The sequence below is a fragment of the Mucilaginibacter sp. RCC_168 genome, from assembly GCF_041355315.1.
Taxonomy (GTDB): domain Bacteria; phylum Bacteroidota; class Bacteroidia; order Sphingobacteriales; family Sphingobacteriaceae; genus Mucilaginibacter.
The window spans coordinates 109,596-123,133 of record NZ_JBFUPN010000013.1 but is presented as its reverse complement, the minus strand read 5'-3'; the positions used below and the strand labels follow the sequence as shown (position 1 = coordinate 123,133).

Sequence of the window (13,538 nt, the reverse complement as noted above, 5' to 3'; positions counted from 1 at the left end):
ATGCGCAACTCATTAAAAAAAGGTATTTTGTTTTTTGCAGCCCTGCTGACCGGCATAGCCACTTTTGCCCAGGATCATATGTATTCGCAATTCTTTAATTCGCCGGTATACTTAAACCCTGCATTGAACGGTCAGTTCCCCGGCGATCTGCGGATGAACCTTATTTACCGAAACCAGTATACATCGGTGCCGGGAGGCTTTAATTATATCACCGCTTCGGTTGATTATAATATTCCCCGGTTTGGCGGCGGTGTGGGCTTATTGTTTACCCGTGGCAGCGAAGGGGCCGCCGGACTTGTTAAAAATAACATAGCGGGTGTTTATTCCTACAGTGTAGGTTCCGAAGATTTTGTATTATCATTTGGTTTACAGGCGGGCATTACCAATCGTTCGGTTAATTATGGTAAACTGGTATTCAGCGATCAGATCGACCCGCAATTTGGTTATGTGCCGGGTACCCCAACTGCCGCGGAACCACCGCTTTTTGATAACCGTTATTATTTTGATGCGGGCGCTGGCATTAACCTGGTCATCAGTGATTTTAATATTGGCGGTGCCTTACAACATATTAACCGGCCCAATGAATCGTTTACGGGTATCCCGGCCAAACTGCCCATGCGGATTACAGCCCACGCGAGTTACCGGCTTGACCTGAACCCTTATGCCAACCTTGACGAGGATGAGAAATCATTTCTGATCCCATCAGTTATTTTATACAAACAGGCCAGTGCACAATCAATCAATGCCGGGATGCAATTTAAAAGGAGAAGTATCAACGCGGGCCTGTGGTACCGCACTGGGGGATCGGCAGGGCCGAGCGCTGTAGTGCTCTCGCTGATATTCGACATATTCGTTCACCATGATGGCGGCGAAAAGCTGCGTTTGGGGGTTAGCCATGATGCTCCTTTCGGGGGTTTAAATTATAGTAATACCAGTGGTTCATCAGAGGGAAGTATCGGTTATGAAACTACACTCCCGTCCCGCTCCGATACTTACCGTAAATTTGAGGGTTCACGGCGTTGCTATGATTTTTATTAGCGGTTAGTTGATTTTGATCAAGTATGGTATTTAAAAACAATGGGGCAAATCGTTATACTGAGTTTTAGTATCTTTACTCCCTGATTCTTCTACCCGGGTTTAGTGGTTTTAACTGATCATATATTTTTTAAAAAAAATTAATTGTGCAGGCAACCTTTTATTATCCGGCTACGTGGTAACTGAAAAAACGATAAAGAATAGTACAATTTAACCCCATTTGAACCCCTTATATGGGAGAAGCGGAACTACAACAACTTATTGCGGGCTGTTTGCAGCAAAGCCGAAAGGATCAGAAAATGCTTTACAAGGCATTTTATGGCTTTGCTATGAGCATATGTTTGCGATATGCCGGTAACCGCTATGAAGCTGCTGAGATCATGAATCAGGGTTTTTTAAAAGTATTCACTAATTTGCATAAATATGATACGGGACGTCCGTTCATTGCCTGGGTTGGCCGTATTATGATGAATACTTCGGTTGATTATTACAGGAGTAACCTGAAACTGTCGCTTAATGATGATCTGGATGCTGCTGAAGATATAGGTCATGATGAGTTACCCGATCAGAAATTGAATTATGATGATCTGCTGAGCATGATACAGCAGTTGCCAAATGCTTACCGTACCGTATTTAACTTGTTTGCTATTGAAGGATTCTCGCACGAAGAAATAGCAAACCAGTTAGGTATCAGCACGGGTACATCAAAATCAAACTTATTTAAAGCGAGAGAAAAACTAAAAATTATGGTACTCAACTCCGGCCGTTTGCCGGACAGTGGTTCTGAGGATATCCGGCACAAAATTATTGCCATAGGTGCGTTTAGCGTCGGACTATCACAATTGATTGAATTAATAATGCGATGAAAGGGAAAAACGAAAATAAATTAGATCAGCTATTCAAAGACGGGTTATCCGGCTCTGAGGATCATATTGCTTTTCGTGAGGAGGATTGGGCTTCTATGGAGCGCCTGCTGGATAATAAACCCAGCAAGAAGGCGGTCATCAGGAAGATAATTTATTACTCAGCGGCGATAGCGGCTATTTTACTATTGGCAGCAGGTTTATTCTTCTTTAACAGGAATGATAAAGCAGAAAAACCGAAAGATGAGCTGGCTATTAAACCAAAGATCAAAACAGATACGCAGATACCTGTCCAAAAAGATAATGGCCAAAATAATCTGCCTGTTGCAAAAGACTCGATTAAAAATGTTAACCCGGATAATGAAAATCTGGTTAAAAATAATGCGAATGGTGGCAAGAACGAAACAGGATCTGCTTTGGGTGTTAATCCGGGTAAGCATAATCAGCAGAATAATGTACCGGTAGGTCAAAACCCGGTAAATACAGTAAATTCGAATGTGCCAGGTAATAAAACCACAAAAGATAGTTCTGACCAGAATAAGGTTAGCCCGGTAAATGATCAAAACAAGGTAATTGATCCAACAAAAATTGCTTCAACCAAGGATCAAAAACAAAATGATCTGGCTGTCAATCCAACTAATGCCAACCAACCGGATACTGCTGGTAAGGTAACCGTGCCTGTGCAACAGACTAAAAAAGATAAGCCTTCCCTTAAACCAATATTAAGAACAGGGCCGCGCTTTACCCTGGCTATACTGGCCGCGCCAGATCTGAACGCGGTAAATTCATTCAGCCGTAACCAGGTAGGTACAAACTTTGGCTTGCAGTTGGGTATACATCTGTCTAAAAAATTCAGTATAACAACCGGTGCCTCTTATGCGGTTAAACCTTACCAGGCCAGTGGCAGTCAGTATAATTCTGCCAATTGGCAAGGTGTACCAGCTGCAAATCTTCCGGATTATGTAACAGCCAATTGCAAGGTTCTGGATATACCATTGAATCTGAACTATCAATTCTATGCCAGGGGGAGAAACAAGTTTGCTATAGGCAGTGGCTTATCATCCTATATTATGCTGCGCGAAAACTACCATTTTGAATTTGCCGATGGCATGAAACCAGCATATGATATCCAGGTTGCTGGCCGTAACCAGCATTGGTTAGGTGTACTGAATTTAAACGCTACTTATGAGCGCCGGATCAACTCCAAATTCAGTACCATTATACAACCTTACATGAAGCTACCAGTTACCGGTATTGGTGTTGGGCGTGTTGACCTCAGATCAACAGGCGTGGCCGTTGGTGTAAGCTGGAATATCAATCCGTTCAAACCTAAATAAAACAGGATAAAAAAATAAAAGAGTCCCGCTATCTTTAAAATGGCGGGACTCTTTTATTACAGACCTTTTAAATTGTCAAATTTTTCACTCGTTTTTAGCCAGTAAAATAATGTCTTTTCCTTCTATAATCTGCTTGTTATAATCATCTTTGGTAATGTTGATCATCGCATGGGCTAATTCCTGCAAGGTCACAAAGCCACCAGGGTACAGTGCCCTGCCAATAGGAAACAGCCAGTTGATATACTTATAAAAACTATGCGTATTTGATAAACCTTTTATTGGTTTGATGAAACCCGGACGAAAAGCAAATGCCCGTTTAAAAGGTAGTTGCATTAAATCGTTCTCCGTTTTTCCTTTTACAGCTGCCCAGCCTTTACCCTTTTCATTACTGTCGGTTCCGGCTCCCGAGATATAACAAAAGATCATGTCGGGATTGAGTTTGCTCAGTGTTCTGGCTACATGCATGGTTAGCGTGTAGGTTAACCGGAAGTATTCCTCAGCTTTCATTCCTACCGAAGATACACCTAAACAGAAATAACAGGCGTTATAACCCGATAATTCGCTTTCAATGGCCGAAAGATCAAAAAAGTTATCGTGGATGACCTCTTTAAGTTTTGGGTGTGCAATGCCCACGCTTTTTCTGTTGACCACCAAAACGGCTTCAACATCGGTGTGCTGTAAACATTCATGCATCACCCCCTCGCCTACCATGCCGGTGGCGCCGGTTATAATGACTCTTATTTTTGTTTTCATATTATGCAGGGTTGACTAACATTAACCAGGTAAGGTCAAATGCTTCGTTAATGATCTGTTCTTGTTTGTCGGCACACAGGTCGCATTTCATCAGGAACTCATACATCCCGTTAATCTGGCTCCAGGCAAGCGTAGTGATCAGTTCGATGGGCAAATTTTTAAATATACCGGCCTGTACAGCACCCTCTAAAAGTTGCGTATGTTGGCGGGAATGTTTGGCCATATCCTCGGCAGGAACCAGGGCCAGATGCGGCGAAAAATGGAACTGTTGAAGAAAAAAGAACTCTTCCGGATGTGCAACTGCCCATTTTAATGCGTACACAAACATATTCCTGAACTTGTCTTTAAAGACTTCGCCCTGGTTGATCTTTTCAAACAGGTACGTGTTCAGCTCCTCTTTTGTTTGGTTGTACAGGGCCACTACCAACTCGTCCTTGGTTTTAAAATAATGAAAAAGCGTACCGTTTGAAACACCGGCTCAACGGCTATTTTGCTGGTAGGTGTTCCGTGAAAACCATATTGTACAAACAGTTTTAAGGCTGTTGAAAGAATTGATGCTGGCTTATCCATATATAAATTGACTAATCACTCTATAAATGTAAATAAAATTCGGGATCAAAAAATTATTTAGCTGTTAATCAGGATTTAAATCATAAAATATTAAAATAAAAAGACAATTCTTTATCTGCCGGGCAACCCTTTGCTACAAAGCAACGATATATTAATAGACGTCCATATTAGAGCCTGCAGGTGTATCCTGGGGGTATGGTGTAAAAAGCTTGATAAATTTTAATTATCTGCCATGGTACCTGTTTCAGTTGTGATCATTACTAAAAACGAAGCCGAAATGATAGGCCGTAGCATCACAATGCTGAGGCAGTTAACCGATGATATTGTTGTGGTTGATAACGATAGTACCGACCATACTATGGACATTTCGATAGAAAACGGGTGCCGGGTTTATCAGAAAAGCTGGGATGGTTACGGAGCAAACAAAAATAAAGGCATTGAACTTGCCCGGTACAACTGGATATTAAGTATCGATGCCGACGAAATTCCTGATTCGGCCCTGCTTACATCCATCAAACAGCTCAAACTGGATGATTGCAATACCGTTTACGATATACCTTTCAAAGCTTATTACGGCAACAAACCCATCAACTTTGGCAACTGGGGCCGCGATCATCACATCCGGTTATTTAATCGTACCCGCGTTAAATGGTCTGAAACACCCGTGCATGAAACCTTGATGATGCCGCAAAATATGCGTGTTGAAAAATTGAGTGGCCACTTGCATCACTATTCGGTTAAAAATGTGCAGGAGCATGAAGCCAAAATTACTCATTATGCTCAATTGAGCGCTTTAAAATATCTGCAAAGCGGTAAAAAAGCGAGTCTGGTGAAATTATACCTTGCTCCTTTGTTTCATTTTGTAAAAGCTTATGTATTTTTATTTGGTTTTTTGGATGGCAAAGAAGGTTGGAACATAGCCCGTATGGCCTTTAAAAATACCTGGTTAAAATATTATTACCTGGATAAAGCCAGACATAATCCTGTACAAAAGAAAAACTTATATGAAGTACCCATTATTGCGTATGAATTTAAAGCCAATGCTCATACCGAATAAAGCAGGGCGCCGCCCATGAAAAAAAGGCTGATCCAAAATCTGTCTGCCAATACACTGCAATTGGTGATCAATCAATTGTTTGGTGTGCTAATGTTTTATGTACTCTCGGTAAATTTAAGTAAAGATAGCTTTGGTCTTATCAATCTTGCACTTACGGTAGTATTTACCGCATTCAACATTCTTTCTTTTGGTATTGATCAAACAGTAGTTAAAAAAGTAGCCCATGGTGATGATGCCCGCAGCGTTTTATCCATCTATATATTTCATGTAGTTTTTACGGGGATCTTGTTTTATGCGATCCTGATATTAGGCAAAATGGTTTTCGCCGGCGACGCCCTGCTTTACCGGCTTATTTTATTTGTAGGAGCAGGCAAGCTCATGATCTTTTTCTCTACCCCACTGAAACAGGTATCCGGCGGGATGGAGCGGTTTAAGCTGCAGGCCTATATGCTGGTAGTATCAAACATAGTGCGGGGCAGTGCCTTGGTTGTGCTGGCGGTAACGCATTTGCTCAGCATTGATCATATCATGTGGGTATTTATAGCAGGTGATACGTTGGAATTGTTATGTTCTGTTTACCTGTTCAAAAAATACATCCACATTTCCATTGCGCCGCGATGGAATAAAACGGAATACGGTTTGTTGATCATACAATCGTTACCACAAATAGGTGTTGTACTGATCACCTCGGCGCTGGCCCGGTTTGACTGGCTGTTTATCGGTTTCATGGTATCGGCAGTAAAACTGGCCGAATATAGCTTTGCCTATAAAGTATTCGAAATATCTACCCTGCCCCTGCTGGCCATTGCCCCCTTATTGGTACCCAGATTTACCCGCTTGTTTAAAAATGAAAGCTATAACAGAAGCTATCTCCAACTGATTATCAGGGCGGAGATGGTTATCGCCGCGTTTACCGGTTTACTATTAAACATGTGCTGGAACCCTTTGATTGATTACGTTACCGGGGGGAAGTATGGCGTTGTAAATAGCTATACCATTTTCATCCTGTCGTTATGCCTTCCCTTCATATATGTCATGAATTTTTTCTGGACGATATATTTTGTACAAAACCGGCTCAAAATGATCCTGCAGGTTTTTCTGGTAACGTTTGCCATAAATGTTGCCGGCGATCTGTTGTTGATCCCTTTTTTTAAAAATGAAGGCGCCGCCATTGCTTTTTTGGCAGCATGTGTTGTACAGGCTGTTTTATTTAATTCGAAAAATAAAATAAGCGAATTGAACGGAACCTTACTTATTTTACTAAAGTGCACTGCCTGTGCGCTTGTCAGTGGTGCAGCAGCCAAACTACTTTTCCAAAGTTTCTGTATGGCTATACCCGCTTCAATAGTTTTTTACTTTTTGATCATAATAATTACCCGCCAAATCAAACCCGCCGATTATAAAGATCTCAGCAAAATACTGTTAGGTGAGCGTATCAAGTAGTTAGTATCGAGTATCACGATTTAAAAAAAAGCAACGCCCATTCAAGCGTCCACGCTTGAATGCAAAACTGGTGAGCGTCCGCGCTCACGATTCCTGCATTTGTATGGGTAAATATTCCGTTGACGTTTATGCAGATGACGAAATTGAGCGTGGACGCTCATCGGAAGTTAGTTCAAGCGTGGACGCTTGAACTGGCGCATTCCTACAAAAAGTCTTGATACTTGATACTCGCTACTTGATACTAATCCCCTGGTTCTTTTTTAAAATAAACTCAGGCAACCAATCCCATTTTCAGGTCGTAATGATTATAAAGAAACCGGAGCATGTTGACCAGAGCAGTGGCTTTTTATAAGCATAGAATAAAGGATAAGGTGGATTGGAGATTGCTCGCCTTTTTGCTGCTGTTTTTAAACGTAAAGCTGGCCATAAAAATTCCGGTTATTATTTTGTTTAGCCTTTGGCCATGCAATTTCAAGTTCGGGTTTACATTTAAAGGCTCGCGCCTGCCGCTTTTTTATCCGCTGATCATCGTTATTGCTTTAGTTGATTGGCTCATTTATAAAGGCTATGCAGATAGTCATTATAACATCCTGTTAGTTACAGGAATGAGTTTCTGGCTGCTGTGCATATTGGCCATACACAAGGTTAAACTGGCTGTTGATAATGCCCCAACCCAGATCGTACATCAAACCATAACCGCCTTCTTTATTATCAATACCTTAATATCAATATTGACGCTGGCAATTATCGTCCTAAAAACGCATGCTATCAACCCCTATACTTACCAGGGGCAATATCAGAAATACTTTATCAATACCGGCGATTACATTAAAGGTATAACCTTTGATACTTCCATCACCAATGCCACTTTGAACGCCTTTGGTGTAGTTTACTTTTTGATCAGGAAAAACGCGGTAATGCTTTTAGTTTGTATGGCTTCGTTGCTGCTTACCGGCAGTAACTTCATTAACCTGGCTTTATTACCCATATTACTGTTGCTGTTTGCTTTTAAAACCAACCGTTACCAAAAAAGCCTTGTTGTTGTTTGTCTTGTTTTTTTGATTGTTTTTATGGCGAAAATATCGCCGCAGAATAATAAATACGCCACGCTAACGCTGGTTCATCTATTTAAGAAACATATACCTGTAAATACCGACACCAAACACAAAAACATACAGGCAAACCTGCGCATTACAGACCGCCCCGACAACACACTGACACCCGAAGAGCGTAAACAGAAGATAGCTACTTTATACCTGGACAGCGTCGGCAAAATATTGGATTCGATACGGGCGAGCAAACGCCCCAGGTATGCAAAAAACGTTTACCTGGCCGAAGGCGGGCGTATAGCGATTAAAGAGGATGATATTAATAGCGATTATTACCAAAGCAAAAAGGAAACACCGGTTGAACAATTACAACTACTGGATTTTATAAGGGAGCACAAGGCCGCTCTGCCTATATCCGGGAATAATAATTATATCGCTCCTTTACCCGGAAAGGCCATGGGACTTTTGCAAACCACGGCTCTTTTTCGCGGGCATTTGAGCAAGACTTTAACCGGGGCCGGCATGGGTAATTTTTCATCAAAGATCGCTTACCGGGCGGCAGGGTTTGCTTTTGCGGGGGGCTATCCGTCCAGTGATATTTATATCAATCATGATTTCCTGGTCAATCACCTCGATCTGTACCTGAATTTCTTTAGCAAACGATCAGGTTATCATTCCCTAATAAATAGCCCATTCTCGGTTTATGATCAATTGTTGGCAGAATATGGTCTGCTTGGTCTTATCCTGTTTATAATCTATTACCTAGGCTTTTTTGCCAAACATTATAAAAAGCTCACCTACGGCTTACCCATACTGTTTTTAATGCTGGCAGTGCTGTTTACCGATTACTGGTTTGAGCAACTATCGGTCATGGTTTTTTTTGAGCTGCTGCTATTGCTCAATATCAAAGAAAATCAAACCGTTAAATCTATTCAATAATGAATTTTGATACACCCAAAATAACGGTTTTAATGCCCGCCTATAATGCGGGTAAATACATCGCGGATGCTATTGGGTCGGTTTTGGAGCAATCGTTTACCGATTTTGAGCTGCTGATCATTAATGATGGATCAACAGATGATACCGTTGATGTGATCAACTCATTTACCGACCCCCGCATAGTGATGATACACCAGGACAACAAAGGTGTGTCGCTGGCCTTGAATACCGGGTTAAAATACGCCCGTGCGCCTTACATCGCCCGGTTTGATGCTGATGATGTTTGCCATCCCAGGCGCTTACAGCTACAATATGATTTTATGATAAATCATCCCGATTACAGTATTATAGGCTCCGCGGCCGACTACATGGATATGGAGGGTACTTATCTTTTTACCTCCACCCCGCCGGCTGTCAATAATGAAGATATTCAACAACTGGCATCATCTGTTTGTCCGTTTATACACTCCACCGTATGCTATAAAAAAGAGGTGATCATAAAAGCGGGCGGCTACAACGAATATGCTTATACCTATGAGGATCATTTTTTATGGGTAAACATCCTTAAAGATCAAAAGGCTTATAATTTTTCGCAACCACTGATAAAACTGAGGTTAAACCCAGAATCCATCACCATCGACGAAAAGTGGCGTCCGCGAAAATTCCTCCAAATAAAATATGCCACGCTTAAAAGCAGGAACATTACATCGGATGAGGGCAGCCAGCTAACTCAAATGGGCGAAAAACAATACTCGCATCAGGTTAAACATGGCTCTTATTACGCCTTATGCGCCAAAAAATTACTGATCAACAATTACCATCCGCAAAAGGCTCGCTTGCATGTAGCTAAGGCCATCAGCATATCACCCTTACGATTGGATAATTATTTATTATACACAGTTAGCTACCTGCCAGAAAAACTGGTGATGTGGCTGTATAAAATAAGCACCGGGAGGCAGGCACAATGATCAAAGTAGCATTTATAACCCGGTCTACCATATACACCGTACCCGGCGGCGATACCATTCAGGCTGTACAAACGGCACGGCACCTCACAGAAATGGGCATCACTGCCGATATCAGATTGGCTAACGAAAGTATATCCTATGGTCATTACGATCTGCTGCATTTTTTTAACCTTACCCGCCCGGCCGATATATTGTATCATAGCCAAAAGGCCGGTAAACCTTACGTGGTATCTACCATTTTGTGCAATTACGGCGAGTATGATAAATACCATCGCAAAGGCATGGGCAGACTGCTTCGTTACCTGTCGACCGATACCATCGAGTATATTAAGTCCATAGCCCGTTACCTGCTGGGGCGCGATAGTTTGGCCAGTTTATCTTATACCTGGCTTGGCCAGCGTAAGAGCATCAAGAATATATTGAGCCGGGCGGCCATGATACTGCCCAATTCAGAGTCGGAATATCGGCGGGTGATCCAATCGTACGAACGCAAGGTAAAACACCTGGTGGTACCTAACGGTGCCGATCAGAATATGTTTCAATATGATCCGGAAATTAAAAAAGACGAGAAACTGGTGATCTGCGCCGCCCGCATAGAGGGGATCAAAAATCAGCTGAACCTGATACGCGCGCTCAACAATACCTCCTACCGTTTATTGTTGATCGGTACACATGCTCCCAACCAGTTGGCCTATTACCAGGAATGCCGGGAGATAGCCGCCGATAACGTGGTTTTTATTGACCACATCCCTCAACAGGAGCTGGTGAAATATTATCGCAGGGCAAAAGTGCATATCCTGCCCAGTTGGTTTGAAACCACCGGCCTAAGCTCGATCGAGGCTGCACTGATGGGCTGCAATATCGTAACCAGTGATAAGGGTGATGTACGTGAGTATTTTGCCGACGACGCCTTTTATTGCGACCCCTCATCACCTGAAAGTATCCTGGCTGCTGTTGAAAAAGCCAGCACTACACCTTATAACGAAACCTTAAGACATCGCATATTAAAACAATACACCTGGAAACAGGCGGCTTCACAAACATTAAAAGCATATCAATCAGTATTATAGCCATGAAATTACGTATAGCCATATTAGGAACCCGGGGCATCCCCAATTATTACGGTGGATTTGAGCATATATCTGAATATGTATCGGCCGGTTTGGTAAAACGCGGTCATTCGGTAACCGTTTATAACTCGCACAACCATCCGTATACTCAGGATAGCTGGAACGGCGTAGAAATAAAACACTGTTACGACCCGGAATACCTGATAGGTACCGCCGGACAGTTTGTTTATGATATGAATTGCCTGTTGGATGCCCGCAAAAATAAGTTTGATGTGGTACTCATTATGGGCTATACCAGCAGCTCGGTTTGGGGTAAACTTTATCCAAAAAACAGTACCATCATCACCAATATGGATGGTATGGAGTGGAAACGTTCCAAGTACTCTAAACCGGTACAGCAGTTTTTAAAATATGCCGAAAAGCTGGCTGTAAAATACAGTCATTATTATGTAGCCGACTCCAGGGTGATCAAATCATACCTGGCTGATAAATATAATATCAACAGCGAATACATTCCTTATGGTGCCGATGTTTACTCAGATCTTGAACGTGAACAGTACGACTTTAACGAAGCCTTAAAAGAAGATTATTTTCTGCTGATGGCACGTATGGAGCCCGAGAACAATATTGAAACTATTTTGGATGGGTTTAACAAAAGCAACTCTTCCAGAAAATTCAAAGTTTTGGGCGATACCGGCAACCGCTTTGGTAAGTATATCACCAACAAGTTTAATAACGATGAGCGTATAGAATTTAAAGGATCTATTTTTGATAATCCCAAAGTTAGATCGCTGCAAAATAACTCTTACCTGTATTTTCATGGGCATAGCGTAGGCGGTACCAATCCATCACTACTGGAAGCCATGGCCAGCGAGGCACTTATCGCTGCGCATAACAATCCCTTCAATAAATCGGTGCTGAATACCGATGCTTTTTATTTCTCCAATGCCGGCGAAGTACAGGAACTGGTGGAAAACGTACAGCGCCAAGACACAGAAAAAAGCATGGTGATGAATAACCTGCATAAGATCCAGGACCAGTTTAATTGGGAACGGGTGATTGATCAGTATGAGGAATTTATTGTTGAAAGCTATAAACACGCCAATCATGAAGCAATTATTGCTCATTAATGATACACCGGCTAATAGGATAAGCTATTACCATGTGCTCTTGCTCATGGCAAGCCTGCCTTTTGATATGTTTTACAGCCATATCATCCTCATCAGTTTTACGCTGCACACGCTCATTCATCTGGATAAAAGCAAGCTAAAATCATTACGTACTTTTAAGCTGCTGATACTGCCTTCTGTTTTATTTATTACCATCATCGCCACCATTTATTCCATCAACCCAAAGGCTGCTTTTAATGAATGGACGCTAAGGATACCACTTTTACTATTCCCGGTTGTGTTCCTGCTCAATGGGCTTGATTTGAAAAAGTACCGGGAAAGCTTATTAATGGGCTTTTCGCTGGTTTGCGCGTTGACGGTTTTTTACCTGTTCGCGGTGGTTTTGGTCACCATCAGGTTTTATCATATGCCATTAAGGGCCATTTTTGGTGAAGGTTTTACCAATCATAATTTTGCCGGCCCGTTAAAGATCCATGCCACTTTTTTTTCATTTCAGCTGGTTATCGCGCTGGTTTACCTCCTATCTGTTATAATCAGGGGAGTAACATCCAGGTCGTTAAGAAACGTGTATATCATCAGTTGCCTTATCCTGATATGCGGCATGGTGCAGCTGAGTTCCAAATCGATACTGTTTATCCTGTTTGTGGCTGTAAATGTGGTGCTACCCTGGTTTTTGTTAAAGGGCAGGCAACGCCAGCGCTATATACTCACCGGCCTGTTAGTCACCGTAACCGCGATTGGGGGTATTTTGAGCATATCAACCTTCAGGGATCGCTACGTAACCCTTCTGAAAGACGACATTTCAATAGATAAAACCATTCCCCGGAACTCCGATTCACGTTTTGAACGCTGGCGGGTTGCTGCCGCACGGATAAAAGATAAACCATTATTGGGGTATGGCTCGGGTTCGGAGGTGAGCTTGTTGAAAGACGATTTTTATAATGCCAAAATGTATAGCTCCTATCTCAAAGGTCTAAATTCGCATAATCAGTATATCAGTTTTGTATTGAAATCAGGCATATGGGGATTAGCCATTTATATGCTCACCCTGGTTTATGGATTTAAAATGGCCTTCAAAAGAAAAGATGTGCTGTTCATCAGTTTTATGCTGATCATAGTCATTGTATCTGTAAGTGAAAACATACTCGATGTAGATAAAGGTGTGATGTTTTACAGCTTTTTCTTTTCTTTTTTCCTGTTCTCGGCTCCTGATAATGAAACAGTTATCAAAGAGCAGCAAAAACCTGATGAATATTTAATACCACTGGCAACCAACGTATTGGCTGCTACGTCATAATAGTATAACTACTAAATATACAGCACT

General features: G+C 41.9%; 12 protein-coding genes. 10 read left to right on the top strand and 2 right to left on the bottom strand.

The genetic code is table 11. The features are described 5' to 3' along the window. The 3 genes from AB6735_RS14045 to AB6735_RS14035 all read left to right on the top strand — a co-directional run bounded on the left by AB6735_RS14045 (position 1) and on the right by AB6735_RS14035 (position 3,235). Positions 1 to 1,038: a PorP/SprF family type IX secretion system membrane protein gene (locus AB6735_RS14045; protein ID WP_370996478.1), complete on the top strand. Its 1,038-nt coding sequence runs from the start codon at positions 1 to 3 to the stop codon at positions 1,036 to 1,038. A 230-nt stretch (positions 1,039 to 1,268) separates the two neighbouring features. Beyond that, on the top strand, positions 1,269 to 1,901 hold the full coding sequence (locus AB6735_RS14040; protein ID WP_370996477.1) for an RNA polymerase sigma factor: 633 nt from the start codon (positions 1,269 to 1,271) through the stop codon (positions 1,899 to 1,901). Further along, on the top strand, positions 1,898 to 3,235 hold the full coding sequence (locus AB6735_RS14035; RefSeq protein WP_370996476.1) for a hypothetical protein: 1,338 nt from the start codon (positions 1,898 to 1,900) through the stop codon (positions 3,233 to 3,235). The genes AB6735_RS14040 and AB6735_RS14035 overlap by 4 nt, the downstream gene beginning before the upstream one ends. Before the next feature lie 84 nt (positions 3,236 to 3,319). Here AB6735_RS14035 and AB6735_RS14030 read toward each other — a convergent pair whose 3' ends face one another. Then, positions 3,320 to 3,988 carry an NAD-dependent epimerase/dehydratase family protein gene (locus AB6735_RS14030; protein WP_370996475.1) on the bottom strand — a complete coding sequence of 223 codons (669 nt, stop codon included), beginning with the start codon at positions 3,986 to 3,988 and terminating at the stop codon, positions 3,320 to 3,322. 1 nt (position 3,989) lies between these two features. Further along, the gene (locus AB6735_RS14025) at positions 3,990 to 4,409 is read right to left on the bottom strand and encodes a TetR-like C-terminal domain-containing protein (protein ID WP_370996474.1); all 420 of its coding nucleotides are present in this window, start codon (positions 4,407 to 4,409) and stop codon (positions 3,990 to 3,992) included. A 381-nt stretch (positions 4,410 to 4,790) separates the two neighbouring features. Here AB6735_RS14025 and AB6735_RS14020 point away from each other — a divergent pair, with 381 nt between their 5' ends. The 7 genes from AB6735_RS14020 (at position 4,791) to AB6735_RS13990 (ending at position 13,511) form a co-directional block, all read left to right on the top strand. Next, positions 4,791 to 5,615, top strand: coding sequence for a glycosyltransferase family 2 protein (locus tag AB6735_RS14020; protein ID WP_370996473.1), 825 nt, complete (start codon positions 4,791 to 4,793; stop codon positions 5,613 to 5,615). Positions 5,616 to 5,630: 15 nt separating this feature from the next. Then, the gene (locus tag AB6735_RS14015) at positions 5,631 to 7,058 is read left to right on the top strand and encodes an oligosaccharide flippase family protein (protein WP_370996472.1); all 1,428 of its coding nucleotides are present in this window, start codon (positions 5,631 to 5,633) and stop codon (positions 7,056 to 7,058) included. 323 nt (positions 7,059 to 7,381) lie between these two features. Beyond that, positions 7,382 to 9,046 carry a hypothetical protein gene (locus tag AB6735_RS14010; protein ID WP_370996471.1) on the top strand — a complete coding sequence of 555 codons (1,665 nt, stop codon included), beginning with the start codon at positions 7,382 to 7,384 and terminating at the stop codon, positions 9,044 to 9,046. Further along, on the top strand, positions 9,046 to 10,014 hold the full coding sequence (locus AB6735_RS14005) for a glycosyltransferase family 2 protein (protein ID WP_370996470.1): 969 nt from the start codon (positions 9,046 to 9,048) through the stop codon (positions 10,012 to 10,014). Before AB6735_RS14010 ends, AB6735_RS14005 begins: the two co-directional genes overlap by 1 nt. Continuing rightward, positions 10,011 to 11,084, top strand: coding sequence for a glycosyltransferase family 4 protein (locus tag AB6735_RS14000; RefSeq protein WP_370996469.1), 1,074 nt, complete (start codon positions 10,011 to 10,013; stop codon positions 11,082 to 11,084). Before AB6735_RS14005 ends, AB6735_RS14000 begins: the two co-directional genes overlap by 4 nt. A 2-nt stretch (positions 11,085 to 11,086) precedes the next feature. Next, entirely contained in the window at positions 11,087 to 12,214 is a 1,128-nt protein-coding gene (locus AB6735_RS13995) for a DUF1972 domain-containing protein (protein ID WP_370996468.1), read from the top strand. Then, on the top strand, positions 12,192 to 13,511 hold the full coding sequence (locus AB6735_RS13990; RefSeq protein ID WP_370996467.1) for an O-antigen ligase family protein: 1,320 nt from the start codon (positions 12,192 to 12,194) through the stop codon (positions 13,509 to 13,511). Before AB6735_RS13995 ends, AB6735_RS13990 begins: the two co-directional genes overlap by 23 nt. Positions 13,512 to 13,538: the final 27 nt, after the last annotated feature.

What these genes read in the sequence shown, in the direction of transcription:
- AB6735_RS14010 (WP_370996471.1), top strand. Translation starts at nt 7,382, where the DNA reads ATGTTGACCAGAGCAGTGGCTTTTTATAAGCATAGAATAAAGGATAAG.
- AB6735_RS14000 (WP_370996469.1), top strand. Translation starts at nt 10,011, where the DNA reads ATGATCAAAGTAGCATTTATAACCCGGTCTACCATATACACCGTACCC.
- AB6735_RS14030 (WP_370996475.1), bottom strand. Translation starts at nt 3,988, where the DNA reads ATGAAAACAAAAATAAGAGTCATTATAACCGGCGCCACCGGCATGGTA.
- AB6735_RS13995 (WP_370996468.1), top strand. Translation starts at nt 11,087, where the DNA reads ATGAAATTACGTATAGCCATATTAGGAACCCGGGGCATCCCCAATTAT.
- AB6735_RS14045 (WP_370996478.1), top strand. Translation starts at nt 1, where the DNA reads ATGCGCAACTCATTAAAAAAAGGTATTTTGTTTTTTGCAGCCCTGCTG.
- AB6735_RS14015 (WP_370996472.1), top strand. Translation starts at nt 5,631, where the DNA reads ATGAAAAAAAGGCTGATCCAAAATCTGTCTGCCAATACACTGCAATTG.
- AB6735_RS14040 (WP_370996477.1), top strand. Translation starts at nt 1,269, where the DNA reads ATGGGAGAAGCGGAACTACAACAACTTATTGCGGGCTGTTTGCAGCAA.
- AB6735_RS13990 (WP_370996467.1), top strand. Translation starts at nt 12,192, where the DNA reads ATGAAGCAATTATTGCTCATTAATGATACACCGGCTAATAGGATAAGC.
- AB6735_RS14020 (WP_370996473.1), top strand. Translation starts at nt 4,791, where the DNA reads ATGGTACCTGTTTCAGTTGTGATCATTACTAAAAACGAAGCCGAAATG.
- AB6735_RS14005 (WP_370996470.1), top strand. Translation starts at nt 9,046, where the DNA reads ATGAATTTTGATACACCCAAAATAACGGTTTTAATGCCCGCCTATAAT.
- AB6735_RS14035 (WP_370996476.1), top strand. Translation starts at nt 1,898, where the DNA reads ATGAAAGGGAAAAACGAAAATAAATTAGATCAGCTATTCAAAGACGGG.